The sequence below is a fragment of the Vibrio jasicida CAIM 1864 = LMG 25398 genome (assembly GCF_000400365.1).
Taxonomy (GTDB): domain Bacteria; phylum Pseudomonadota; class Gammaproteobacteria; order Enterobacterales; family Vibrionaceae; genus Vibrio; species Vibrio jasicida.
Window position 1 is genome coordinate 1 of record NZ_BAOG01000157.1, and the last position, 23684, is coordinate 23684.

Genomic DNA, 23684 nt, shown 5'->3' on the forward strand with positions numbered 1-23684 from the left:
CAGAGCCAGAGCCAGAGCCAGAGCCAGAGCCAGAGCCAGAGCCAGAGCCAGAGCCAAAATTGCAACTGCATTACGCTGAACCCGAGTCTTACCAATACAGCGAAATGTATTCCCCAGCATTGGAAGCGCCCAATCTGGAGGATGTACAACGATTATTAAGCCAGCTTGAATCTACAAATGTCGTAGCAGAGTTGGATATCGATGACATTCTGGAACAAAACACCATTGATATAGCTGCAGAAGCAAAGTCAATCGTACAAGAACCAGTAATCGAAGTCGAAGCGGCGGTTGAAGCCGTGGAAGAAATCCAAGAGTGGGACATTGAAGAAGATTCAGTGTCTGCGATTGAGATTGAACAACCCGAACCAATCAGGGTTCAACCAGAAGTTGAAGTGGTTGAACCAAAGTTTGATGCCGATGTGGAAATTGAACAACGCATCGAGACAGAAACAGAGCTGGAGACCGAAGCGGGAGCAAAGCTTCCTGATGCTTGGGAAAGCACACAACGTAGTGAAGACTTTCAAGTGTTGTACTTTGATGTAAACGACGTGACGTTCGCTGTACCGCTTGATGAGCTTGGTGGCATTCATCGCATCACAGAGCTCAATCACTTAATCGGTCGACCTGCTTGGTATTTGGGTTTACAAACCAGTCGCGAACAGCAATTTGATGTCGTAGACACTGCAAAGTGGGTGATGGCAGATAAGCTTCGTGATGAAGACTACAAAGAGAATTACCAATATGTCGTCATGCTTGGTGAAAGCATGTGGGGGTTGGCAAGTAACCAGTTAATGGGAACTGAAACACTCAATATCGACAAAGTCCGTTGGCGTGAACAAGCCGGCAAACGCCCTTGGTTAGCGGGTATGGTGAAAGAAAAAATGTGTGCTTTAATTCATGTCCAAGCACTTATAGACATGCTAAACGCCGGTTTAGATGTAAAATCACTGAATTAGATTTTGGTCGGGAACGACATTAACGAGGATTAACTATGTCTCAAGCTTTTGAAGTTGAAGTGAAGAAAGATACATCGAACGACGAAGTTCTTCAGTGGGTGACGTTCCAACTTGAAGAAGAAACTTATGGCATCAATGTGATGCAAGTTCGTGAAGTGCTTCGCTACACAGAAATCGCTCCAGTTCCGGGTGCGCCAGATTACGTACTAGGTATCATCAACCTGCGTGGTAACGTGGTTACCGTTATTGATACTCGCTCTCGTTTTGGCTTAATGGAAGGCGAAGTGACTGACAATACACGTATCATCGTGATTGAGTCTGAGCGCCAAGTTATCGGTATCCTAGTCGACAGCGTTGCTGAAGTGGTTTACCTACGTTCTTCTGAGATCGATACAACCCCATCTGTAGGTACTGACGAAAGCGCTAAGTTCATTCAAGGCGTAAGCAACCGTGATGGTAAACTGCTTATTCTTGTTGATTTGAACAAGCTACTAAGCGATGACGAATGGGATGAGATGGCTCACCTATAATTGGCTGATGAATCATGGCTGAAGAAACCTTCCTATCTTTGCCGCTATTTGCAGGCGGCTTGGCTTTTGTATTTCTGATTCTGCTTTTAATGCAGTTACGCGTGCGTGCTGGCTTACAAAAGCAAATGGATCAGCAGCGCGCTCATGCGCGAAATGCTGAGAAAGAAGTACAAAAGCTGAACAAACAACTGTTGGAAGTGCGTTCTGTGGTGGTTGGTTTAGGCCAAAAAGTCACTGAACAACAAGATGTAATTCAACATCTTAATGAACGCATTCGCGAACTAGAACACGCAGATACAGACGGAAGACTGTATAGTCGCGCTTCAAAAATGGTTCAACTTGGTGCTGATATCAACGAGTTGATTGAAGAGTGTGAATTGCCGAAAGCGGAAGCTGAATTAATGCTGTCTTTGCAGAAGAAACTTGCAGGGAAAGAGAAAATTCCACCACTAAGCAGTCAACCCTCTGATGACCCGACTTATCCACCTCGTGGAAGACGTCGATAAAAGATGAAAAAAGAAGCTTCGGCTTCTTTTTTTATTTTTAAAATAAAAACTTATAATCACTTATGGTTAATTTTATTAAAATGTGACTATAAGTTAACAAAAACTCACGAACTTACATACATCATCGCTTTCTTATCCTGTTTTGTCACAACTAAGCTGTGTTAATATAGCCGCTCATTCATTTTTTAGTTGAAGCCCTATGTTAGAAGTCTCTAACCTAACTGCGATCCGTGACGAAAGGGTCCTGTTTGAAAACCTGCAATTTGAAATTAAGCCTGGTGAGCTTGTCCAAATAGAAGGACGAAACGGCACAGGTAAAACGACATTGCTGCGAATCATTATCGGGTTAGGGGACAGAGAAGAGGGCATCATCAAATGGAAAGGCGAAATCACGGAAAAATCTCGTGACGTCTTTCATCAAGACTTGCTCTTCCTTGGGCATCAAACTGGCGTAAAACGCGAGTTGACGGCATTCGAAAACCTACGCTTTTATCAATCTATTCACAATAACCGTTCTTCTGATGACGAAATCTTTGCTGCATTGACTCAAGTTGGTCTTGCAGGTAGAGAAGATGTGCCTGTAGCACAACTTTCTGCCGGTCAGCAACGACGTGTTGCGCTTGCTCGATTGTGGTTGAGTAAACAAATTCTATGGATTTTAGATGAGCCGTTGACGGCAATTGATAAACAAGGTGTGAAGGTGCTTGAATCATTGTTTGCAAATCATGCTGATAATGGTGGCATCGTTATTCTGACTACACACCAAGATATGTTTGCAGATAGCTCTAAACTTAGAAAAATAAAATTGGGTGATTAGTATGATTTCGTCCATGACCACCATTATCCGCCGTGAGTTGTTGATTGCATTTCGTCGTCAGGCAGACATCCTGAACCCGCTGTGGTTCTTCATTATCGTGATCACACTTTTCCCTCTTAGCATCGGTCCAGAGCCTAATTTGTTAGCACGTATTGCAGCTGGCATCGTTTGGGTTGCTGCGTTGCTGTCTGCCTTATTATCATTAGAGCGTCTATTCCGTGATGATTTTCAAGACGGTGCGCTAGAGCAAATGATGCTGATGCCAATTCCGTTGCAACTTGTTGTGATTTCTAAGGTCATAGCACATTGGTTGTTAACTGGATTGCCGCTAATTCTGATTAGCCCATTATTGGCGATCCTGCTTTCTCTTGATTTCAATACTTGGTTGTCTGTGGTTTTGACACTCGCGATCGGAACTCCGACGCTAAGTTTTATCGGTGCCATTGGTGTGGCGCTGACAGTTGGGTTACAAAAGGGCGGCGTTCTTCTGAGTTTGCTTATTCTGCCGCTCTACATCCCAATTCTGATTTTCGCTACATCCGCGATTGATGCTGCAGCATTAGGTATCGCGTATAACGGACAACTGGCTATTTTAGGGGCCATGTTGATGGGGGCTGTCACCCTCACCCCGTTTGCTATCAGCGCAGCGCTAAGAGTTAGTGTTAACTAACTCAGTAAAGTGCGGATTAAGCGACGTTTGATCAAAGAATTATTATTAAAGCACTGCTACGGTCTCGACCCTCTAGACAGTGTCCCTGAAGTAAGAGTGAGAACTTAACATGTGGAAATGGCTACATCCTTATGCCAAGCCTGAAGCAGCTTATCACCTAAGTGGTAAGTTTCTCCCTTGGTTTTCTGTTTTGGCCCTCGTATGCCTGTCGGTTGGTACCGTATGGGGGCTTGCGTTCGCGCCTTCGGACTACCAGCAAGGCGACAGTTTCCGAATCATTTATATTCACGTGCCTTCAGCCATTTGGTCGATGGGTGTTTACATGTCGATGGCCATTGCCGCATTTATTGGCTTGGTTTGGCAGGTTCGCCTTTCAGAAATGGCCGCACTCGCCATGGCACCAATTGGTGCAGTGTTTACTTTTATCGCTTTGCTTACTGGCGCGGTGTGGGGAAAGCCAATGTGGGGCACTTGGTGGGTATGGGATGCACGCCTAACCTCAGAACTCATTCTTCTATTCCTATATCTTGGTGTTATTGCGCTGTACCACGCGTTTGACGATCAGAAAACCGCCGCAAAAGCCGCTGGTATTCTTGCGATTGTTGGCGTTGTTAACCTACCTATCATCCACTTTTCTGTGGAGTGGTGGAACACGCTACACCAAGGCGCAACCATTACGAAATTTGAAAAGCCATCCATTTCATCCAACATGCTTTGGCCGCTGTTGTTGAACATCTTTGGCTTTGCGTTCTTCTTTGGTGCAGTGACTATGGTGCGTTTCCGTAATGAAATCATCAGTAAAGAAAGTCACCGTCCTTGGGTTCGCAAACTCGCATCTGAAAAAACTCAGTGAGGTAATTAATCATGCATTTTGAATCTCTGAGCGAATTATTTGCCATGGGTGGCTACGCATCATACGTATGGAGCGCGTTTGGTATTACTTTCTTGTCTATGCTGATTCTTTTGATTTCAAGCGTCCGTCGTGGGGATGCGTTATTGAAAGAAGTTCAAGCAAAAATTGACCGCCAAGCGCGTATCGACGCGGCGAAGAATATGGAGAACACGTTATGAACCCGAGACGTAAAAAGAGGCTGGGCATTGTCCTCGCTATCTTTATCGGCATCAGTGCAACCATTGGTTTGATGTTGTATGCGCTTAACCAAAATATGGACCTTTTCTATACTCCAACAGAGTTAGTTAATGGTAAGCCTGATGGTACGAAACCGGAAGTCGGTCAACGCTTGCGTATCGGCGGTATGGTTGTTGTGGGTTCAGTTCGCCGCGACCAAGACTCTCTGAAAGTGCGTTTTGATCTACACGACGTGGGTCCAAAAGTGACGATCGTGTATGAAGGTATCCTTCCAGACTTGTTCCGTGAAGGTCAGGGTATCGTAGCTCAAGGCGTACTTAAAGATGCAACAACGGTTGAAGCGTTTGAAGTGCTAGCGAAGCACGACGAAGAGTACATGCCTCCTGAAATTGCAGAAGCGATGAAGAAAACCCATGAGCCTTTGCAGTACACCACTGAACAAAAACAAGGAAGCGACCAATGATTGCTGAAATCGGTCACTTTGCCCTCATTTTATCGCTTGCGATGGCAGTACTGCTAAGCGTACTGCCGTTATGGGGCGCATCAAACAATAACACGATGCTGATGAATACAGCACGACCGCTATCTTGGTCGATGTTCATCATGCTATTTTTCTCATTCGTGATCTTATGTTGGGGTTTCTATACCAATGATTTCACGTTGCAATACGTGGCAAGTAACTCAAACAGCCTACTACCTTGGTACTACCGTCTAACGGCAGTTTGGGGCGCGCACGAAGGTTCACTGTTGCTTTGGGTGCTTATCCAAGCTGGTTGGACTGTGGCTGTAGCGACATTTAGCCGCGGTATGCCACAAGAATCGGTTGCACGTGTGCTTGCTGTAATGGGCATGATTTCAGTTGGTTTCTTGCTGTTCATCATTCTTACTTCAAACCCGTTCCTACGTACGTTGCCATTCTTCCCTGTTGATGGTCGTGACCTGAACCCACTTCTTCAAGATCCGGGTTTGATTGTTCACCCGCCAATGCTTTACATGGGCTATGTAGGCTTCTCGGTTGCGTTCTCGTTTGCGATTGCTTCTCTAATGACAGGCCGTCTTGATACGGCTTGGGCTCGTTGGTCTCGCCCTTGGACTACAGCTGCATGGGTTTTCCTAACACTAGGTATCGCACTAGGCTCTTGGTGGGCGTACTATGAACTTGGCTGGGGTGGCTGGTGGTTCTGGGATCCAGTAGAAAACGCATCATTCATGCCTTGGCTAGCGGGTACGGCTCTCATGCACTCTCTAGCGGTGACGGAAAAACGCGGTACGTTTAAAGCATGGACAGTATTACTGGCAATTTCTGCATTCTCATTGAGTTTGCTTGGTACCTTCTTGGTTCGTTCCGGTATTCTGGTGTCGGTACACGCATTCGCGTCTGACCCATCTCGCGGTATGTTTATCCTAGGTTTCCTCGTTTTCGTCATTGGTGGTTCACTCCTGTTATTTGCAGTGAAAGGGGCGGCGGTTCGGGTTCGCGGTAACTTTGATTTGGTTTCGCGTGAGAACGCGCTACTTGGGAACAACGTGCTTCTGATTGCTGCACTGGTCGTCGTACTAGTTGGTACATTGCTGCCATTAGTTCACAAACAAATTGGTCTTGGTTCAGTATCTATTGGTGCGCCATTCTTCGACATGCTGTTCGCATGGTTGATGATGCCGTTTGCCTTCCTGTTAGGTATTGGTCCTATGATTCGCTGGAAGCGCGATAATCTATCTAAGCTTATTAAGCCGATGATTGTTTCCGGCGTGCTTGCCTTCGCATTAGCGGCAGTGTGCGTGTTCCTGTTCGCAGACTTCTTCTCAGTGATGGCTTACATCGGTTGGGTAATGGCAATCTGGATCATTGCAATGCATTGCTTTGAATTGTACGAGCGTGCGACGCACCGTCACAGCTTTGGTGAAGGTGTTCGTAAATTGCAACGCAGCCACTGGGCAATGATGCTTGGTCACATTGGTTTAGCCGTTACTGTGATTGGTATTGCGATGGTGCAAAACTACAGCATCGAACGTGACGTACGTTTGGCGCCTGGTGAGCACTTCAAGATTTATGGTTACGATTTCTACTTCTCAGGTCTACGTGACAAAGATGGTCCAAACTACGATGGTTACATCGCGGACTTCGAAATCACCAATGATGGTAAGTACGTGAACACGCTACACGCTGAAAAACGTTTCTACCGCACGGCGAAGTCGATGATGACTGAAGCGGCTATTGATCGCGGAATTACTCGTGATTTGTACATCGCGATGGGCGAGCGTCTAGACGACAACCGTTCGTGGGCAGTACGTATTTACTACAAACCATTCGTTCGTTGGATCTGGGCTGGTTCATTGATCATGTCTTTAGGTGGTGCGCTTGCTATCTCTGATAGACGTTACCGCTTCCGCAAGACGGCTAAGAAAGATGGAAAGTCAAAGCTAGCGGAAAAGGAAGCATAATATGAATAAGAAAGTCTTATTTATCCCGTTGGTCGCTTTTATGGTTTTGGCGGGTATCTTCGCGACTCAGTTGGTTCGTAACCAAGACGGCGACGATCCAACAAAATTGGAATCAGTACTGGTAGGTAAGCCAGTACCTGAGTTCCACCTAGAAGATTTAGCGGAACCGGGTAAGCAATACGACCAGTCGATCTTTAAAGGTGAGCCGCTGTTGCTTAACGTTTGGGCGACTTGGTGTCCAACTTGTTACGCTGAGCACAAATACTTAAACGAACTTGCAGGCCAAGGCGTGAAGATCATCGGTATGAACTACAAAGATGATCGTAATAAAGCGATTGGTTGGTTAAACGACCTTGGTAATCCATACCTAATCAGCTTGTTTGATGGAAGCGGCATGTTGGGCCTAGACCTTGGTGTTTACGGCGCTCCTGAAACGTTCATCATCGATGCCAATGGTGTGATTCGCTACCGTCATGTTGGCGATGTGAACCCTCGTAACTGGGCTGAGACCCTAGAGCCGCTTTATACCAAATTGGTTGAGGAGGCGAAGCAATGAAAAAGTTTATTCTAGCGGCGCTCGCTGCGATGACATTTTCGCTTGCAGCACACGCTGCAATCGAAGTGTATGAGTTTGATAACTTAGAGCAAGAACAACAGTTCAAAGAGCTCGGTCATACGCTTCGTTGCCCTAAATGTCAGAACAACACGATTTCTGACTCAAACGCAGAGCTTGCTCAAGACCTACGTCACAAGGTTTATGAAATGACCAAAGACGGTAAGTCTAAAGATGAAATCGTTGACTACATGATTGCCCGTTACGGTAATTTTGTGACTTATAACCCTCCGTTTACCATGGCAACCGCGATTCTTTGGCTTGGTCCATTTGCTGTTGTTTTAGGTGGCTTTGGTTTGATCGTGCTTCGCAGCCGTAAAGCCAAAGTAAAAACTGTTCAAGATAGCGATGAAAATTGGGATGAGAACAAAGAAGCTCGTCTTAAAGCGCTACTTGATGAAGAGAACAACGGAGATAAGAAGTAATGACACTATTTTGGATTTCTACCGTTGTTTTAACGCTGATTGCTTGCGTGTTGGTCGCTTTGCCACTGCTAAAGCAAAAAGCAAACAACGATGAAGTATTACGTGACGAGCTAAACAAAGCGTTCTATAAAGACCGACTTTCTGAGCTTGAAGAAGAAACCGATGAAGGCTTGGTCGAGAGCCAAGACGAGTTGATTTCTGATTTGAAACAGTCGCTACTGGATGACATCCCAAGTGAAAAAACACAAGGCGAAACCAAAGTTTCTCCAATGGCGGTATTGATTCCTTCGGTTATTTTAACAGTGGTATTGAGTTACGGTCTTTACTACAAGTTTGGTGCCTCTCAGGACGTTGTTAAGTGGCAGGAAGTCACGTCAAACCTACCTGAACTTTCGAAGAAGTTGATGTCAGCATCGTCTGAGCCTTTAAGCGAAGATGAAATGGATGACTTATCATTAGCACTTCGTACGCGTCTGCATTACCAACCAGATGATTCAACAGGTTGGCTGCTTCTTGGTCGTATCGCTCTGGCTAATCGTGATGTCACAACCTCGATTGATGCAATGGAGAAAGCGTACAAGCTGGAGCCGAAAGATCCTGACGTACAACTCGGTTACGCTCAAGCTCTAATGCTGTCTCAAGACGAGATGGAGCAAGCGACAGCACGTTCTCTGCTTGGCAAGCTAATGCAGCAAGACTATGTCGACCTACGTGTATTCTCGCTGTTGGCATTCGATGCGTTTGAGCGCCAAGATTTCCCTGCAGCGATTAAATACTGGGGCATCATGCAGCAGATGATTGGTCCAGAGGATAGCCGTTACGAAATGCTAGGTCGCAGTATCGAAAGTGCGCGTAAGCAAATGGGTGAGGCGGTGTCTCCAGATAAAAGCGTGGCAGTGACGATTAACGTTGCTCCAGAAGCTCAATTGGACCCAAATGCAGTATTGATTGTATCTATTCACCGCGCAGACGGCTCCCCAATGCCAGTTGCAGCAGCGCGCTATCCACTAGGGACTTTCCCTCGTACCGTGGTTCTAGACGACGGTAATGCGATGATGGAAGGGCAGAAGCTGTCGTCGTTAGAGAAACTGATGGTACGTGTTCGTATCGACTCTGACGGTAACGTAGCGACTCGTGACCATGATTGGCACGGCGAAAGTGAAGCGGTTGAATTTGGTCAACCAGTGGATGTGATGATCGATAAGCAGTATCAATAAATCTATCCTGTCTCTGATAGTGGACACTTTGTGATTGTCCTATCGCTTTTGTGGTATGACTACCAACTATCGAGTAGAATGATGAAGGCCAGCGCTTGCTGGCCTTTCTTTATTTATATACCCAAGTGACTTTTTAAGAGAAGTATCACGCACATCAATCTTTAAGGTTGCTTAGGTATATTAATCGTCGTTATGGAACGCAGAATGTATAACAAGGGTAAATCCACCTTCTTGTTGTTGTTTGCAGTTGGAATGGTTGGCTGTTCGACTGCGCCTGAAGAGGCGGCAACAGAAGAAAACGAAACGAATCAAACGACTTCTGGTGTTTATGATCCGTTAGAAGGCTTCAACCGCGCGATGTGGGAAATCAACTACGATTACCTTGATCCGTATTTGGTTCGTCCTATCTCTCTTGCGTATGTGGACTACACGCCAGTCCCAGTTCGCTCAGGTATCGCAAACTTTTTAGCGAACTTAGATGAGCCAGCAAGCGTGGTTAACAATTTGGTAATGGGAAACGGCACTAAAGCGGTCGATCACTTTAACCGATTCTGGATTAACTCGACTTTTGGTGTACTTGGCTTATTCGATATCGCGACAGCGGCGGGTATCACCAAATACGATAACAAAGAGTTCAGTAGTGTGGTGGGCCATTATGGAGTAGGAAATGGTCCTTACTTTATGGTACCTGGCTACGGCCCATATACGTTGCGCGAAGTAACAGATACGGTAGATGGTATGTATTTGCCGCTTTCTTACCTTAACTTCTGGGCTGGTCTTGGTAAGTGGGCATTGGAAGGTATGGAAAAGCGTGCACTGATTGTTCCACAAGAAGCGCAGTTAGAAGCCTCTCCAGATCCATACGTATTAACGCGTGATATTTATCTTCAGCGTCAAGATTTCAAAGCAGAAATTAACAATACGGATGAAGTGAATGAGGACGAAGAAGCGTACTTGGACGAGTACTTAGAAGAAGACTTCTAAACGTTTTCTACAGACAAACAAAAAGGCTTGGTGAAAACCAAGCCTTTCTTTTTTATCGGTAACTTTCTTTTATCGATAAATAGCGTTTAGATTAGAACTTGTAGTTCGCTTGAACACCGATTAGCCAAACGTTGCCCGTTACTTCACCTTCAAATGCACCACCGAAAACGGCTGCTTCGTTATCAGATGCATCACGAGGTTCGCTGATTGGCGCATCTTTCGCAAAGATGTAAGTAAAGCCAGCGTCTAGAGTTAGGTTTTTAGACCATTCATAGCCTGCACCAACACTTAGCCATAGACGGTCAGTCTCTGGAATTGTTGTTGTACGGTACTTGTCATCAACTGCAGACATGTCGTAAGCAACGCCTGAGCGCAATGTCCATTTTTGGTCAAGCTTGTAAGTCGTACCTACAGCAAAGCGGTAGTTATCTTCCCAGTTTTCCGATTTGATTAGATCAGATGAATCAGGGAAATCTGCCACTAGCTCTTTAAAGCTGCTCCAATCTGTCCAGTTAATGCTTGCGTGTACTGCTAACTGGTCATTTAGTTGGTGGAAGCTCGCTAGTTCAGCTGTCGCTGGCAAGGTAAGGTCCATTGAACCTGCTTTTTTCGCGTTAGGGTTCACTGGGTTGAACGCAAGACCATTCGCGTGACCTTCTAGGGTCAGATCTACCGCTGATTTATATGCGAAACCGATACGGTTGTTATCATTGATCTGCCATGCAGTACCCACTTGCCAACCCCAAGCGGTGTCATCACCTTCCATGTATTTAAGTGTTTGACCCGGTAAAGTCGGTTTCACTAAACCCATCTGAGGTGGCATTACCGCGCCAATGCTACCATCTGCGATGATGTAACGGATACCACCACCAATGCTTACCGCTTCATTTAGTTTGTAAGCCGCGTTCAGGTTCGCTTCCATCGACGTTACGCTAGCTTGGTTACCAAAGTTTGCTGCAGCAAAATCTTTACCTAGGTCTGTTTCCATACCGTAGTTAGTGCCAAAGGCTAGACCAATAGCAAACTTGTCGTTGTACTGGTGAGATAGGTAGAAGTTAGGGATAACAGCATCGTGTGCAAAGTCATGTGAACTTGCTTTATTAGAACCATTTACAAATGTCGATGTGCCATCAACATCAATATTAGGGTTTACATAAATAGCGCCAACAGACACTTGTGTGCCTTCTAGGTACGTTAGCATTGCTGGGTTACGCCACTGTGCACCTGCGTTATCAGCCATCGCTGCTTCACCAGCGTATGCACGACCTAGGCCAGTCGCAGAGTATTCTGCAAGTTGGAAACCTGCTGCGTTTGCAACGCCTGAAGTGCTTAATAGGCCGAATGCCACTGCTGCTGAAAGGAGAGTCTTGTTGGTTTTCATTGTAATGTTCGCTGAGTTATTTATAACGTGGGGCGAAAGTTTACGTCTAGAGTTATTACTTTAAAAATGAAAATCCAATAAAACAGTGTTTTCAGGTTAATTATCTATTGGTAGTTAAATATGTAGTTAATTTATCTAACTGTAAAGGCGTTGTGAAGAAGTTTCAGCGAACAACTGTGAGTTCTAATAACTGCTTTTAGTTACACGTGTGCGCTCAGATTAGGTGAGGGATAAATGATAGATAAGAAAAAAGGCTGGAATTCCAGCCTTTTATATAGAGAGTGTTTATATTAGCTTCATGCGAAATGCTTAGAAGCTGCGGCTGTATTGTAAGCCGAATAGAATCGCATCTGCGCGAGTTGTTGCTTCGATTGTGCTACCTAGGCTAGAAGTTTCGTTAACCTTAACGTCTTCGCCCAGTAGGTATGTAAAGCCGATATCAACATTTGACGCGTTATCAATGTGGTAAGTTGCACCTGCTGAGAACCATTGGCGGTCTGAGTCTGGAACAGACACTGAAGTTTTTTGGTCTTGTGCACTCGTGTCGTACATGTAACCAGTACGTAGTGTCCAGTCAGAGTTCATGTAGTACGTACCACCGATAGCGTAGTGCCAACCGTCTTGCCATTTGTATTCGTTAAAGGTGTAGTCACCACCGTTCACAGAGCCGTCAAGAGTATCGAATGCACTCCAACCGATCCATTGTACGCTGTAATGTACTGCGAACTTAGTATCTTGAATTTTGTGGTAACCAGAGAATTCTGCCATATCTGGAAGAGGTAGGTTTAGCTTACCATCAGAGTCTTTTGCCCCAGCAGGTGCGTAAGTGATATCGCCTTCAGCTTCGATCTCTGGGCTGTAACGGTAAGAGAAACCGAAACGGTTGTTTTCATCTAACTCGAACACCGTACCAACGTTAAAGCCAACACCAAAACCTGCCGCATCTGCGTCTAGTAGTGTAGTACCTTTTGCGATTACACCTGGAACAGTGAAACCAGCACTACGTTGTAGTTTACCTGTACCGTAAATTAGGTCTAGGCCTGCACCAAAGCTCCATTGGTCGTTTAGACGGTAAGAACCCGCGACACCAACGTTAACGCTTTTTACGTCAGTTAGGCCGCCAAATTCAGACCATGTTAGATCATTGCTGAATTCTGTTTTTGTACCGAAGTTAGAGTATGCGTTTACGCCCCAAGCAAACTTGTCGTTTACTGGCACGATAAGGTGGATGTTCGGTGCAACAGAAGTGCTGCCAATATCATCGTAATCAGTGTTGTCTGATACTAGGCCACCAAGTGCTTTATAGTTTACGTTTTTTGCTGTGATATCCGTTGTGATGGTTTCAAAACCAAGCGACAGTTCCATTTTATCAAATAGAGCCATTGCTGCTGGGTTACGAGCCATTACAGATGCGTTGTCTGCAATTACTGCATCACCTGCGAATGCACGACCGATACCAGTCGCTGATTGTGCGTTTAGCTGGAAACCAGCTGCCATTGCTTGACCAGATGCCATTGCAACCGTCACTGCTAGGAGAGTCTTTTTAAACAGACGCGTATTCTGAGTCATTTTTTATTCCTTATGGGTTTCGTCTCTTTGGACGATAAGTTGAGCATTTGCTCAGTGGCGCAGATAGTAGTATTAAGAGTGGACCATACAAATCCGACCATTGGATAAATTTGAATAAAAATTGCAGAAATGATGTCTAAATGTCGGGAAATTGCATCTAAAGTGCGTAATTTAGAGTTTTGACTCTAAACTTGATTGGTGGGGTGAATGTTTTTATTGGTATCTATAAGAAAAAGCCGCTAAATTTCGAGATTTAGCGGCTTTTCACGTTTTATCGATGCGGTATTAAGGAACTTGTTACATAGGTTCCATCATCGGAGCAAGCTTAGCTGCAATAGCATCGATATCCTCGCCATTGCTACCAACAAGAATCATACTGGCTTTGCCCACCGGTTTCACAACACCACTCATACCATCTTTATCAAAGTCGACTTTCTGGTCACTCTTCACATCAGTCACAAACATGGTGACTCTGCCTTCTTTACCTTGGAAGACGACATGAAGCGCATTGTTCGACTCACCAAAACCACAATGGTTTAGGTAGTAAACGTGATATGGAAAATCACCGTTTATTTGGTAATGGAAAGGCATCATTTTCGCGTTGACTTGTTTATTCGAAACATCTTCATCGATGTTACGGACAAATGGTTCTTCTGCCACTACGTGTTTCATTGCGGTGTCTGCCAGACTTGCTTGCGCTGGAGAAACAATAACGTTACCCCAGTTAATCTGACCTACAAGTAAACCAGCAGTAAATGCAACGGATGCCGCCAAAGCCATCGCTTTACGAGCGAAATTAGGTCTGACTATCTTTTCATCTTCTAATGCATTTGATGTTTGGTTAAACAAAATCTTGTCGGCGAGATCTTCTGGCACATCCACATTCATGGCTTGCTTAATCTTTAGATCGAGGTCCAAAACGTCTTCAACAAACTTACTGTTAGCGTCGTTCTCAGCTAAAGCTTGCAGAATCTCTTCATCCTTCTGTTTTGGATCCGACAAAATACGACGACGAAATTCTAAATCATCCATTTTTTTGTCCTCTCTGAGTATCTTGAGAATCCAACATCTCTTTTAGTTGATTGCGGGCGCGGAAAAGGCGCGTCATTACCGTGTTTTTGTTCAGCTCCAAAATGTTACCGATTTCTTCTCCGCTGAAACCGCCTACAACTTGGAGGAACAAAGGTTCACGATATTCGACATCAAGCTTCATTATTTGAGCTTGTAGCCATTCCTGCTGATGATGTGGGTCATCGCTGACTTTAGCATCATTGCCATAGTCATCGATATCAACCAAATCAAATTGTTTGCGTTCGAAGCGGCGCGCATTTTCTCGTCTCAGAATGGTAATAAGCCAAGATTTCGCAGCCTTTTCATCTTGAAGGCTATCGAGAGACTTCCACGCACGCAGACAGGTTTCTTGAACCAAATCTTCTGCAACCGCCTTTTCCTTGCATAACCAGTATGCGTAGCGATATAAGTCTCTGTGATAGCCCCGAACAAGAGCTTCGTATTTTCTTTGTCTGTCCATATCAGAGTTGACCGGACTGTCGGAATTTTTCTTTCCAAACATTTTAAATATTGCCACAGGAGCCTCCGTCTTGCTCTGTGAGGTCATATATACCGCTTATATTTATAATCGATCCGACTACACTTTTTGTAGTTTAGCAGCAGCACAATATACGTCTTCAACGATCAAGCACTTATTTGAAGTGATGATAATTTATTTTTTATTGTTGTCAGTGAGGCGTTTTACCTCATTTGGTTGGCTACTTGGTCAGTCTTCAAATCCTATTCCTGCAAGAAACCATAAAATCACCATAAAAATTGATCTATTTCAAAATCTCATACAGTGAAGGGGCTATAGTACATCTTGTCATCTAGTTAGTCATTGCGACTAACATGTTGAGCAAGATGACACTTCCTTTTGAAGGCTGACTTTACTTTCTCCTAATCAGGAAACTGATTAATTTTACAATTGGCGTATGTTAATTGTTTTATAGATATTCCGACCACACAACATTGTGTGGTTTTTTTTTGCTTCAATTTTACCCACAGCACACTTCTTCTCTTTTTAAGTCACTATAGTTAAGCAATCTTAATCGCATAAGAATCAATGAACTAGAGTAATAGATCTACTCGCTTCACGTTTATTTAAACGCACGTTTGATAAATTTAACAAGTTGATTACAATGCATGAGGTCAGACCTCTTGTATTTAAGGAGAAACAATGGGCAAGCAGGAAGTAAAAACACGCCATGGTGAACGTGTTGCTATTGTCGCAGGGCTCCGAACTCCCTTTGCTCGTCAAAGCACTGAGTTCAGCCAGGTGCCAGCGGTCGATTTAGGTAAAATGGTAGTGAGCGAAATGCTTGCTCGCACAGATATCGACCCTAAGTTAATTGAACAAGTGGTATTTGGACAAGTGGTTCAAATGCCAGAAGCACCAAACATCGCACGAGAAATCGTATTGGGGACGGGTATGCACATTCATACCGACGCTTACAGTGTGACTCGCGCATGTGCGACCAGCTTCCAAGCTGCTGTCAATGTTGCCGAAAGTATTATGGCTGGCAGCATTGATGTGGGGATTGCTGGTGGTGCGGACTCTTCTTCTGTGTTGCCTATTGGTGTATCAAAAACGTTGGCTGCTAATTTACTGGCGCTCAGCAAAACTAAAACGCTGGGTCAAAAGCTCAACATTCTTAAGAAACTCAGCTTCAAAGATTTAATGCCAGTGCCGCCGGCAGTGGCTGAGTACTCGACGGGTCTTTCCATGGGTCAAACTGCTGAGCAAATGGCGAAGTCACACGGCATTACTCGTGCAGAGCAAGATGCGTTGGCGCACCGTTCTCATTCTCTAGCTTCGCAAGCTTGGAAAGACGGCAAAATCCAAGACGAAGTGATGACTGCTTTCCCTGAACCATACAAAAAGTGGATCTCTGAAGATAACAACATTCGTCATGATTCTACATTAGAAGGTTACGCAAAATTGCGTCCGGCTTTTGACCGCCAATACGGTAGTGTAACAGCCGCAAACAGTACGCCATTAACCGATGGTGGTGCCGCTGTGATGCTAATGCGTGAAGGTAAAGCGAAAGAGCTTGGGATGGAAATTCTTGGCTACATTCGCGGTTATGCATTCTCGGCTATTGGCGTTGAAATGGATATGTTGATGGGGCCAACTTACGCGACATCGAAAGTATTAGAAAATACCGGATTGGAACTCTCAGATCTTACGCTTATTGATATGCACGAAGCGTTTGCAGCTCAAGCACTTGCAAATGTGAAGATGTTTGCTTCTGATAAATTTGCCCAAGAAAACCTAGGTCGCTCGAAAGCGATAGGTGAAATCGACATGGATAAGTTCAACGTCCTTGGCGGTTCAATTGCTTACGGTCACCCATTTGCTGCGACTGGCGCTCGTATGATGACACAAACGCTACGTGAGCTGAAACGTCGTGGTGGTGGTATTGCGTTGAATACTGCGTGTGCCGCAGGTGGTCTTGGTGCAGCAATGATTTTGGAGGTTGAGTAATGAGCGAGCAAAAAGCATTTAGTCTAAAGATTGATGAGCAGAACATTGCTTGGCTAGCCATCGATGTGCCAAACGAGAAAATGAACACGTTGCAAGCGGCGTTTGCAGATGAGATGAAAGAGATTTTCGCTCAACTGAAAGACACCAACGGCGTAAAAGGGATGATCATCCATTCCTTAAAACCAGATAACTTTTTTGCGGGTGCCGATGTACGCATGCTCGAAGCGTGCACGACGGCAAGTGAAGCTGAAGCCTTAGCCAAGCAAGGCCAAGACTTGTTCCAGCAGTTGTCTGAGCTGCCTTATCCGGTTGTCGCAGCGATTCATGGTCCATGTCTGGGTGGCGGTTTAGAGCTTGCTCTCGCGTGTGACTACCGAGTGTGTACTGATTCCGATAAAACGCGTCTTGGTTTGCCTGAAGTGCAACTTGGTTTGCTGCCTGGTTCTGGTGGTACTCAACGTCTTCCACGTTTAATTGGTCTGTTGCCCTCGTTAGATTTAATCCTTACAGGTAAACAACTGCGTGCGAAGAAAGCGAAAAAATTGGGTGTGGTTGACGCATGTGTGCCAGAGACTGTCTTGCTTGATGTCGCGAAGATGCATGTCGAAAAAGGCAAGAAGAAAGGCAAACAAAAGCAATCGACCAAAGAGAAATTGATGTCGGGCAGCGGCTTAGGTCGTAAGTTTGTGTTTGAGCAAGCAGCGAAAAAAACTAATGAAAAAACGCGTGGTAACTACCCTGCAACCGTGGCTATCCTAGAAGTTATTCAACACGGTCTTGAGAAAGGTTTTGCTCAGGGCCAAGAACTTGAAGCAAAGCGCTTTAGCGAATTGGTGATGAGCTCTGAATCAAAAGCATTACGCTCTATTTTCTTTGCTACCACTGAAATGAAGAAAGAGAATGGTACAGAGGCTGAGCCCGCATCGGTCGGTCGAGTTGGTGTACTTGGTGGTGGTTTGATGGGGGCGGGTATTAGCCACGTTTCCGTCGCCAAAGCAAAAGTGCCAGTGCGTATTAAAGATGTTAGTAACGACGGTGTGCTTAACGCATTGAACTACAACTACAAGTTGTTTGATAAGCAACGTAAGCGCCGTATTATCTCGAAAGCGGGTCTGCAAGCGAAGATGCTGCAACTGTCTGGCGGTATTGACTTTACAAGCTTCAACCATATTGATGTAGTAATTGAAGCTGTGTTTGAAGATCTTGACCTTAAACAGACGATGGTTGCGGATATTGAAGCGAATGCGAAACTAGACACTATTTTTGCGACCAATACGTCTTCTTTGCCGATTCACAAAATTGCGGAAAAAGCAGAGCGTCCAGAAAACATCGTCGGTTTACACTATTTCAGCCCGGTAGAGAAAATGCCGCTGGTGGAAGTGATTCCTCACGAGACGACGTCGGATGAAACCATTTCTACCGTGGTTGCGCTTGCGAAGAAACAAGGTAAAACGCCAATCGTTGTGAAAGATAAAGCAGGCTTTTACGTAAACCGTATTCTTGCACCTTACATGAATGAAGCCGCACATATCTTGTTGGCAAATGAGCCGATCGAACAACTTGATGGAGCGCTGCTTGACTTCGGTTTCCCAGTTGGTCCTATCACATTGTTGGACGAAGTCGGTGTGGATATCGGTGCTAAGATCATGCCGATCTTGGTTAACGAATTGGGCGAACGATTTAAAGGTCCAGACGTATTCGACACACTACTGAACGATGGTCGTAAAGGTCGTAAGAGTGGTAAAGGCTTCTATACCTACAAAGGTAAGAAGAAAGAAGTCGATAAGTCAGTGTACAAACTGCTGAACTTAACGCCTGAATCAAAACTGAGCGACAACGACATTGCTTTGCGCTGTGTGCTGCCAATGTTGAACGAAGCCGTTCGTTGTTTGGATGACGGGATCATCCGCTCGCCACGTGATGGTGATATCGGCGCGATCTTTGGTATTGGATTCCCACCATTCTTAGGTGGCCCATTCCGTTACATGGATCAATTTGGTTTGAAAGAACTGGTTGAGAAAATGAACGAGTTTGCATCGAAATATGGTGATCGTTACGCGCCATGTGATGGCTTACTCACTCGTGCGGGTGAAGGTCGTAACTTCTACGATTAATGGCTAGCGCTAAAAATAGAAAGGCTTGCGTGATGCAAGCCTTTTTTGTGTTTAAGATTATGAGACGTTATTTCTTCTTGTCTTTTTTGTCCTTGTCGTGACCTTTGCCTGGGTTGTTATCACCGTGGACACTAGAATTACCTTTGTGGTCTTTGTCATGCTTCCCTGAGGAGCAATCGTCAGACTTTATTGATACGTTATCACCATCAAGGCGCAAACAGTCTTCACTTAGTTCGAAATCGTCACCCTTAATTGTGATGTCTGCATGGGCAACAGGCGCGAGTGGTATAAGTACAGCAGCAAGTAAAAGTAGCTTTTTCATTTAGTCCTCGTGTTTGCGTATTTATTGAACAAGGTAATTACAGCATAAACTAAATTACTACTTTTACCATTTCATGCCATTTATGCATTTGAGTCTCTTATCCGAGACCACAATCTTTTGGTCGTAATTGAAACTCTTCAATCGATCCAATTTCTAAACCAAGATTAACTCGCGGAGCATCTGCGTGTGCTATACCTTGCGAGTGCATGACCAAACGGTTTGCGGTGCGCGGTTTTAACTCGTTGACAACAAAGCGGATCATATCGGTACGAGTAAGCCCTTTAAGCTCTTCTAGTACTTTTTCGCGTTGATTGAAATCCGTGTCTTTGTTGCCAATAGCGACCCACAAGCGCTGAGCTCTACCACGCAATGTTGTGTCGGGCGTTGCTATTTGATTCCATAAGCCTCGCTTGCTGCTGTGCCACTGGTATTCATTTAGCTCTAGCAATACCATGTAGAAAGCGTTCAAAAACTCATCAATTGATGTGACCAATTCAGCGGGAGCGGCATTTGGAGACTGAACGTACAGTACAATACCTGGATGGCGATTGAGAGGCATATTTCCCGTACCGACCATATAGCCAAGTTGCTGCTTGGTGCGGATTTCATGGAAGAAGGTCGCCGACATCAGATGGTTAGCCAGTGTATACAAGGCGATATTGCGTGGCTCGATATCTTCACATTGGTGGTAAATCACCACCGCGGAATCTTGCTGATTACAGTGGACTTCACGTTGGAAACTGCCATTTTCGCCAAGCATGACCAACGGGCGGAGTGCCTCTTCGTAGCGTTGTTCTTTTACTCTAAGGGCATCTTTCAACGTTGTTGCCATCTCTTTTGCGTGCTGACGCTGCCAGTCGCCGTAAACGAACATTTCTACATGCAACTCGGCCAAAATTGATTCAACAAACACCGACAGTTCATCCACTTCTATTTCTTCCAGCGCTTCAACGAGTGTTGCGAAAGGCGGATTGTTGGGTTGAAGAAGCCCAGTCAGTGCATTGAATAGCTGCGAAATAGGGCGGTCCTGAGATGAATTTCGCCAATTACGTAATAGTTGTTGTTTGATGGTTTCGAATCGAGCAGGGCTGAACTCACGTGCCGCGAAGCGATGCAGAATCATTTCTAACAGCTGAGGCAATTTCTCGCTAAAACCTGATAGCGTCAGAGTAACACCACCTTGGTGAGCGTACATGTTGTAACCCATACCTGCGATTTCAGCTTGATAGGTCTCTTTCGCTAATGAATCAAGGAACATCTCAACACATAGGCGTGTTTTCACGATGTTTTTCGGTGAAGCGACGGCGTGCGAGCTGTCGATAGCGACATACACGACGCCTTTTGGCACTCGGAATTCGTCATCTTGCAAATGCCATAAACGGAAGCCTTCGACATCTTCCACTAATTCTGGCAATGAGCCACCATTTTCAAACGGTTTTGGATCGAGCTCGTAGCAAATGTATGGGTTCTTTTCTGGGAGAACGAATTGCCAACTAGGATCGATTTGTTGATATAAACGACGTTGTTCATCGTTGAATGGATGCACTGAGTAGGGCGTGAAATACCATTCTGCGGTTTGGTTGTACTCTAATCCTTTGGCAATCAGAGTCACACGAACATTTTCGATGTTGAGGTAGTGCAATAAAGAGCATTGTAGTTCTTCATCATACCCTGTCATTTTGTAGTCACCGTAAACCGTGTCTTCCGGCTGATAGTGCTGCATGTTGATCACAAGGTGGCTGACCAAATCCATCGGACGAGATGGTTCTTGAAAGCGGAAGGCAGACTCCAGCACTGCTTGTTTTTCAAGGTAACGCCATTCATCCATCCCATCTTGTTTGATCATAGACAGGTACTGGAATACGGCTTGAATGATGTTATCGACATAATCCAAGCCATCTTGGGTCAATGTGCAGCTGACTGTGAAGTCTCGGTAATTGCTGCCGCTTGCACCTCCTCCGGCAGATAAGGATGTAATCCAACCTTTGTTTTTCAGCTCTAGCATCAAACTGCCTTCGCCTTCATAACCCAACAAATGCGCAAAGTAGGAGAGGGGTTTCGCGCCGTAATGCTCATCCATCCCTGGCATCGGGAAGGTTAAGATCAGTTTACGAAATTCTTTAATCGGTTCGACTTGAACCAAAATGCCGGTGCTGTCTTCGTTACCTATAGGTACATCAATCGATTTTCCGTGTAATTGATGATTTGGTATGTCAGCAAACATGGTTTCTACCCAAGCTTGCTGTTCATCAAGAGATTGAGGACCAAACAAGGTCAATGTCATCAAATCAGCGGAATATTGCGAGTGGTGAAACTCGACTATCTCGTCGCGAATCGATTTGCCATCGCGATCGCCGAGGGTTTCCAAGTTGCCGACAGAGAACTTAGAAAATGGATGATCAGGGTTGATGACCTCTTTGTTTACTTGATATAGACGGCGAGAATCGTCGTTCAGTTTGAGCTTGTATTCGGAGTCGACAGCTTGGCGCTCTTTGTCTAACGCTTCTTCATTAAACAACGGTGCGGTGAAGAATTGGCTGAAACGGTCAAGCGCGGTTTCAAACGCTGTGGGGGTGACGTCAAAGAAGAAACAAGTATGCTCTGTTCCCGTCCAAGCGTTATTTGTGCCACCGTGTTGACTAATATAACTTTGAAACTCGCCAACTTTAGGGTATTTTTCCGTTCCCAAAAAAAGCATGTGTTCTAGGTAGTGTGCCAGACCTTGACGATCATTTGGGTCATCAAAGTGTCCAACATTTACTGCCAAGGCTGCTGCCGACTGTTGAGCGGTGTCGGAGTGGATCAGCAACACGCGCAGTGCATTACTCAAGGTAATGTAGCGGTATTGATTTGAATCGTTTGGACTTAAGTGCACGATGCGTCTCCAGATTTCGCATTACAGTAATGATGAACCCCGAATGGGGCTGCGCAAAGTTTGCGCTTCGACAAATACTGCTTGCCGTATTTTTGTTATTCGTAAGAGTACTGCATAAGCCCAATAGCCAATGCTATGGGGTTCGAGCTATTTGAAGGAATGCACTGAGTTCATAACTTCATCGTAGAATGTGATGAACTGAGTCTATTCTTTTTAATAGATTGTTAAGAAAGTCGCTATCTTTAGCAAGCGAATTGGTATAATGAACCGATAATTATATCAGTATTTTTGTTTCGACATTATTAAAGTTAGCCCGCTATCCGTATAAAGATAGCAGTCAACCTTTTGGTAGCGTTAGCTATCCCTAGGAAATAACATGAAAATATTTATCTTGCGTCACGGTGAAGCGGAACATTTCGCGGATACCGATGCAGAAAGACAACTGACCCAAAGAGGCAGAACTGAATCGGAAGCAGTTGCCCGAGCATGTAAAGAGCAAGGTTTTGCTCAATTCGATAAAGTGCTAGTCAGTCCATACATCCGAGCGCAACAAACATGGCAAGAGATCAGCGTCCATTTCTCGGCGAAAAGTATTGAGACTTGTGAAGACATCACGCCATACGGTCAATCGGACCATGTATTTGATTTTGCCAATGCATTGATTGAGGTTGAGAAGTTAGAATCACTTCTGTTTGTGTCGCACTTACCGCTGGTGGGGTATCTCACTTCTGAGTTTGTGAAAGACATGACACCACCGATGTTCCCAACATCTGGCTTGGTGTGCATTGAATACGATCCGCAAACACAACGCGGTGAAGTGTTGTGGCATATCACGCCATAGAACACTCGCTCTCGGGATCACGACTCGAGAAAAACAAAAAGGCAGGGTTAACCTGCCTTTGTCGTTCTTGTTCGTCAGCGAAACATTTTCGAAGTCGGTGGTTTATTTCTCTGGAATAGACAGTAATACCAGTAGCGCACCGTCTCCGCCAAACTCTAAAGGCGCTTGGTGGAATGCCATCACGTCTGGGTGTTGAGCAAGCCACAGCGGTGCTTTCTGCTTCAAGATGTGCTTACCAATGCCGTGTTGAACACACGCACAGTGGATTTCGTTTTTGACACAGTAAGCGATCATCGCACCGAGCTCTCGCTTAGCTTCCAGTTGGGTCATACCATGCATGTCTAGGAAGACATCAGGTACGTACACACCACGGCGCAGACGTTTCACTTCATAAGTTGAGACATCATCACGCGCGTAACGAGTTGGTCCATCCGCATTTAAGAGCGGGACAAACTCATCGGAAAAGTAAAACTCAGAATCACTCGCTTCACGGTTTGAGCGTGTGATTTCTTTTTGCTTAGTATTTTTTTTTGGTTGCTGGATTATGGTATCCTGTCGCAACTTTTTTACGCCCTGTACTGCATCCTTAAACAAGGCGAAATCGTCATCGTGTTCGGTGTCTTTTTTGCTCATTAGGTAAACAATTTCATTTTTACAATTTATGGCAGTATTGTAGCGCTTTTCGGAGGCAATTTTGGATAAGATTTTTGTAGAAGAGGCGGTATCGGAACTGCATACCCTTCAAGATATGATTCGTTGGACGGTCAGCCGCTTTAACGCCGCTAACTTGTTTT

The 23684-nt window shown here is 45.0% G+C and carries 23 protein-coding genes and 1 pseudogene; 17 read left to right on the forward strand and 7 right to left on the reverse strand.

Annotation, left to right across the window (positions count from 1 at the left end; genetic code table 11):
- The 13 genes from VJL_RS25585 to VJL_RS25645 all read left to right on the forward strand — a co-directional run.
- A partial coding sequence (locus VJL_RS25585; protein ID WP_038882172.1) for a chemotaxis protein CheW occupies nt 1–956 on the forward strand: 956 nt, incomplete at its 5' end.
- A 35-nt stretch (nt 957–991) separates the two neighbouring features.
- Nucleotides 992–1486, forward strand: coding sequence for a chemotaxis protein CheW (locus VJL_RS25590; protein WP_038864816.1), 495 nt, complete (start codon nt 992–994; stop codon nt 1484–1486).
- A 14-nt stretch (nt 1487–1500) separates the two neighbouring features.
- On the forward strand, nt 1501–1992 hold the full coding sequence (locus tag VJL_RS25595) for a DUF2802 domain-containing protein (RefSeq protein ID WP_038882173.1): 492 nt from the start codon (nt 1501–1503) through the stop codon (nt 1990–1992).
- Between the two features lie 199 nt (nt 1993–2191).
- Entirely contained in the window at nt 2192–2809 is a 618-nt protein-coding gene (ccmA, locus tag VJL_RS25600; RefSeq protein ID WP_038864813.1) for a cytochrome c biogenesis heme-transporting ATPase CcmA, read from the forward strand.
- 1 nt (nt 2810) lies between these two features.
- Nucleotides 2811–3479, forward strand: coding sequence for a heme exporter protein CcmB (gene ccmB / locus VJL_RS25605; protein WP_038864811.1), 669 nt, complete (start codon nt 2811–2813; stop codon nt 3477–3479).
- 109 nt (nt 3480–3588) lie between these two features.
- Nucleotides 3589–4332: a heme ABC transporter permease gene (locus VJL_RS25610; protein WP_038864810.1), complete on the forward strand. Its 744-nt coding sequence runs from the start codon at nt 3589–3591 to the stop codon at nt 4330–4332.
- A gap of 11 nt (nt 4333–4343) precedes the next feature.
- The gene (gene ccmD / locus VJL_RS25615; RefSeq protein WP_038864808.1) at nt 4344–4550 is read left to right on the forward strand and encodes a heme exporter protein CcmD; all 207 of its coding nucleotides are present in this window, start codon (nt 4344–4346) and stop codon (nt 4548–4550) included.
- Complete coding sequence (gene ccmE / locus VJL_RS25620; protein ID WP_038864807.1) at nt 4547–5032, forward strand: cytochrome c maturation protein CcmE; 486 nt, start codon at nt 4547–4549, stop codon at nt 5030–5032. The genes ccmD and ccmE overlap by 4 nt, the downstream gene beginning before the upstream one ends.
- Complete coding sequence (locus VJL_RS25625) at nt 5029–7011, forward strand: heme lyase CcmF/NrfE family subunit (protein ID WP_038882174.1); 1983 nt, start codon at nt 5029–5031, stop codon at nt 7009–7011. Before ccmE ends, VJL_RS25625 begins: the two co-directional genes overlap by 4 nt.
- Before the next feature lies 1 nt (nt 7012).
- On the forward strand, nt 7013–7567 hold the full coding sequence (locus tag VJL_RS25630) for a DsbE family thiol:disulfide interchange protein (RefSeq protein ID WP_038882175.1): 555 nt from the start codon (nt 7013–7015) through the stop codon (nt 7565–7567).
- Nucleotides 7564–8049, forward strand: a complete 486-nt coding sequence (locus tag VJL_RS25635) for a cytochrome c-type biogenesis protein (RefSeq protein ID WP_038882176.1) — start codon at nt 7564–7566, stop codon at nt 8047–8049. Before VJL_RS25630 ends, VJL_RS25635 begins: the two co-directional genes overlap by 4 nt.
- Nucleotides 8049–9266: a c-type cytochrome biogenesis protein CcmI gene (ccmI, locus tag VJL_RS25640; RefSeq protein WP_038871380.1), complete on the forward strand. Its 1218-nt coding sequence runs from the start codon at nt 8049–8051 to the stop codon at nt 9264–9266. The genes VJL_RS25635 and ccmI overlap by 1 nt, the downstream gene beginning before the upstream one ends.
- A 204-nt stretch (nt 9267–9470) precedes the next feature.
- Nucleotides 9471–10250 (forward strand): MlaA family lipoprotein, encoded by a 780-nt coding sequence (locus tag VJL_RS25645; protein WP_038871377.1) that lies wholly within the window; start codon nt 9471–9473, stop codon nt 10248–10250.
- Nucleotides 10251–10341: 91 nt separating this feature from the next.
- On the opposite strand, the gene VJL_RS25650 is transcribed toward VJL_RS25645, so the two are convergent.
- From VJL_RS25650 to VJL_RS25665, 4 genes are all read right to left on the reverse strand, one after another.
- On the reverse strand, nt 10342–11631 hold the full coding sequence (locus tag VJL_RS25650; RefSeq protein WP_038871374.1) for an outer membrane protein transport protein: 1290 nt from the start codon (nt 11629–11631) through the stop codon (nt 10342–10344).
- 309 nt (nt 11632–11940) lie between these two features.
- Nucleotides 11941–13200, reverse strand: a complete 1260-nt coding sequence (locus VJL_RS25655) for an outer membrane protein transport protein (RefSeq protein WP_038882178.1) — start codon at nt 13198–13200, stop codon at nt 11941–11943.
- 297 nt (nt 13201–13497) lie between these two features.
- Complete coding sequence (locus VJL_RS25660) at nt 13498–14232, reverse strand: DUF3379 domain-containing protein (RefSeq protein WP_038871368.1); 735 nt, start codon at nt 14230–14232, stop codon at nt 13498–13500.
- Nucleotides 14225–14773 carry a sigma-70 family RNA polymerase sigma factor gene (locus VJL_RS25665; protein WP_038871392.1) on the reverse strand — a complete coding sequence of 183 codons (549 nt, stop codon included), beginning with the start codon at nt 14771–14773 and terminating at the stop codon, nt 14225–14227. Before VJL_RS25665 ends, VJL_RS25660 begins: the two co-directional genes overlap by 8 nt.
- Nucleotides 14774–15430: 657 nt before the next feature.
- On the opposite strand from VJL_RS25665, the gene fadI reads away from it, so the two are divergent.
- A complete protein-coding gene (fadI, locus tag VJL_RS25670; protein ID WP_038882180.1) occupies nt 15431–16738 on the forward strand; it encodes an acetyl-CoA C-acyltransferase FadI in 1308 nt (435 codons plus the stop codon).
- On the forward strand, nt 16738–18852 hold the full coding sequence (gene fadJ, locus VJL_RS25675) for a fatty acid oxidation complex subunit alpha FadJ (RefSeq protein WP_038882182.1): 2115 nt from the start codon (nt 16738–16740) through the stop codon (nt 18850–18852). Before fadI ends, fadJ begins: the two co-directional genes overlap by 1 nt.
- A gap of 67 nt (nt 18853–18919) precedes the next feature.
- Here the strand turns inward: fadJ and VJL_RS25680 are convergent, their stop codons facing one another.
- Together VJL_RS25680 and VJL_RS25685 are read right to left on the reverse strand one after the other, a co-directional pair.
- Nucleotides 18920–19174 carry a hypothetical protein gene (locus VJL_RS25680; protein ID WP_038882183.1) on the reverse strand — a complete coding sequence of 85 codons (255 nt, stop codon included), beginning with the start codon at nt 19172–19174 and terminating at the stop codon, nt 18920–18922.
- Between the two features lie 97 nt (nt 19175–19271).
- Nucleotides 19272–22049 carry an insulinase family protein gene (locus tag VJL_RS25685; RefSeq protein WP_038882185.1) on the reverse strand — a complete coding sequence of 926 codons (2778 nt, stop codon included), beginning with the start codon at nt 22047–22049 and terminating at the stop codon, nt 19272–19274.
- A 376-nt stretch (nt 22050–22425) separates the two neighbouring features.
- On the opposite strand from VJL_RS25685, the gene sixA reads away from it, so the two are divergent.
- Nucleotides 22426–22890: a phosphohistidine phosphatase SixA gene (gene sixA / locus VJL_RS25690; protein WP_038871355.1), complete on the forward strand. Its 465-nt coding sequence runs from the start codon at nt 22426–22428 to the stop codon at nt 22888–22890.
- Nucleotides 22891–22992: 102 nt separating this feature from the next.
- On the opposite strand, the gene smrB is transcribed toward sixA, so the two are convergent.
- Nucleotides 22993–23523, reverse strand: coding sequence for an endonuclease SmrB (gene smrB / locus VJL_RS25695; protein WP_038871353.1), 531 nt, complete (start codon nt 23521–23523; stop codon nt 22993–22995).
- A 61-nt stretch (nt 23524–23584) separates the two neighbouring features.
- On the opposite strand from smrB, the pseudogene VJL_RS29305 reads away from it, so the two are divergent.
- Nucleotides 23585–23684, forward strand: a pseudogene (locus tag VJL_RS29305) (50S ribosomal protein L3 N(5)-glutamine methyltransferase); the annotation flags it as partial.

Bases quoted from the DNA above. Each gene is read 5' to 3' on its own strand.
- VJL_RS25590 (WP_038864816.1), top strand. From the start codon at position 992: ATGTCTCAAGCTTTTGAAGTTGAAGTGAAGAAAGATACATCGAACGAC.
- VJL_RS25595 (WP_038882173.1), top strand. From the start codon at position 1,501: ATGGCTGAAGAAACCTTCCTATCTTTGCCGCTATTTGCAGGCGGCTTG.
- ccmA (WP_038864813.1), top strand. From the start codon at position 2,192: ATGTTAGAAGTCTCTAACCTAACTGCGATCCGTGACGAAAGGGTCCTG.
- ccmB (WP_038864811.1), top strand. From the start codon at position 2,811: ATGATTTCGTCCATGACCACCATTATCCGCCGTGAGTTGTTGATTGCA.
- VJL_RS25610 (WP_038864810.1), top strand. From the start codon at position 3,589: ATGTGGAAATGGCTACATCCTTATGCCAAGCCTGAAGCAGCTTATCAC.
- ccmD (WP_038864808.1), top strand. From the start codon at position 4,344: ATGCATTTTGAATCTCTGAGCGAATTATTTGCCATGGGTGGCTACGCA.
- ccmE (WP_038864807.1), top strand. From the start codon at position 4,547: ATGAACCCGAGACGTAAAAAGAGGCTGGGCATTGTCCTCGCTATCTTT.
- VJL_RS25625 (WP_038882174.1), top strand. From the start codon at position 5,029: ATGATTGCTGAAATCGGTCACTTTGCCCTCATTTTATCGCTTGCGATG.
- VJL_RS25630 (WP_038882175.1), top strand. From the start codon at position 7,013: ATGAATAAGAAAGTCTTATTTATCCCGTTGGTCGCTTTTATGGTTTTG.
- VJL_RS25635 (WP_038882176.1), top strand. From the start codon at position 7,564: ATGAAAAAGTTTATTCTAGCGGCGCTCGCTGCGATGACATTTTCGCTT.
- ccmI (WP_038871380.1), top strand. From the start codon at position 8,049: ATGACACTATTTTGGATTTCTACCGTTGTTTTAACGCTGATTGCTTGC.
- VJL_RS25645 (WP_038871377.1), top strand. From the start codon at position 9,471: ATGTATAACAAGGGTAAATCCACCTTCTTGTTGTTGTTTGCAGTTGGA.
- VJL_RS25650 (WP_038871374.1), bottom strand. From the start codon at position 11,631: ATGAAAACCAACAAGACTCTCCTTTCAGCAGCAGTGGCATTCGGCCTA.
- VJL_RS25655 (WP_038882178.1), bottom strand. From the start codon at position 13,200: ATGACTCAGAATACGCGTCTGTTTAAAAAGACTCTCCTAGCAGTGACG.
- VJL_RS25660 (WP_038871368.1), bottom strand. From the start codon at position 14,232: ATGGATGATTTAGAATTTCGTCGTCGTATTTTGTCGGATCCAAAACAG.
- VJL_RS25665 (WP_038871392.1), bottom strand. From the start codon at position 14,773: ATGTTTGGAAAGAAAAATTCCGACAGTCCGGTCAACTCTGATATGGAC.
- fadI (WP_038882180.1), top strand. From the start codon at position 15,431: ATGGGCAAGCAGGAAGTAAAAACACGCCATGGTGAACGTGTTGCTATT.
- fadJ (WP_038882182.1), top strand. From the start codon at position 16,738: ATGAGCGAGCAAAAAGCATTTAGTCTAAAGATTGATGAGCAGAACATT.
- VJL_RS25680 (WP_038882183.1), bottom strand. From the start codon at position 19,174: ATGAAAAAGCTACTTTTACTTGCTGCTGTACTTATACCACTCGCGCCT.
- sixA (WP_038871355.1), top strand. From the start codon at position 22,426: ATGAAAATATTTATCTTGCGTCACGGTGAAGCGGAACATTTCGCGGAT.
- smrB (WP_038871353.1), bottom strand. From the start codon at position 23,523: ATGAGCAAAAAAGACACCGAACACGATGACGATTTCGCCTTGTTTAAG.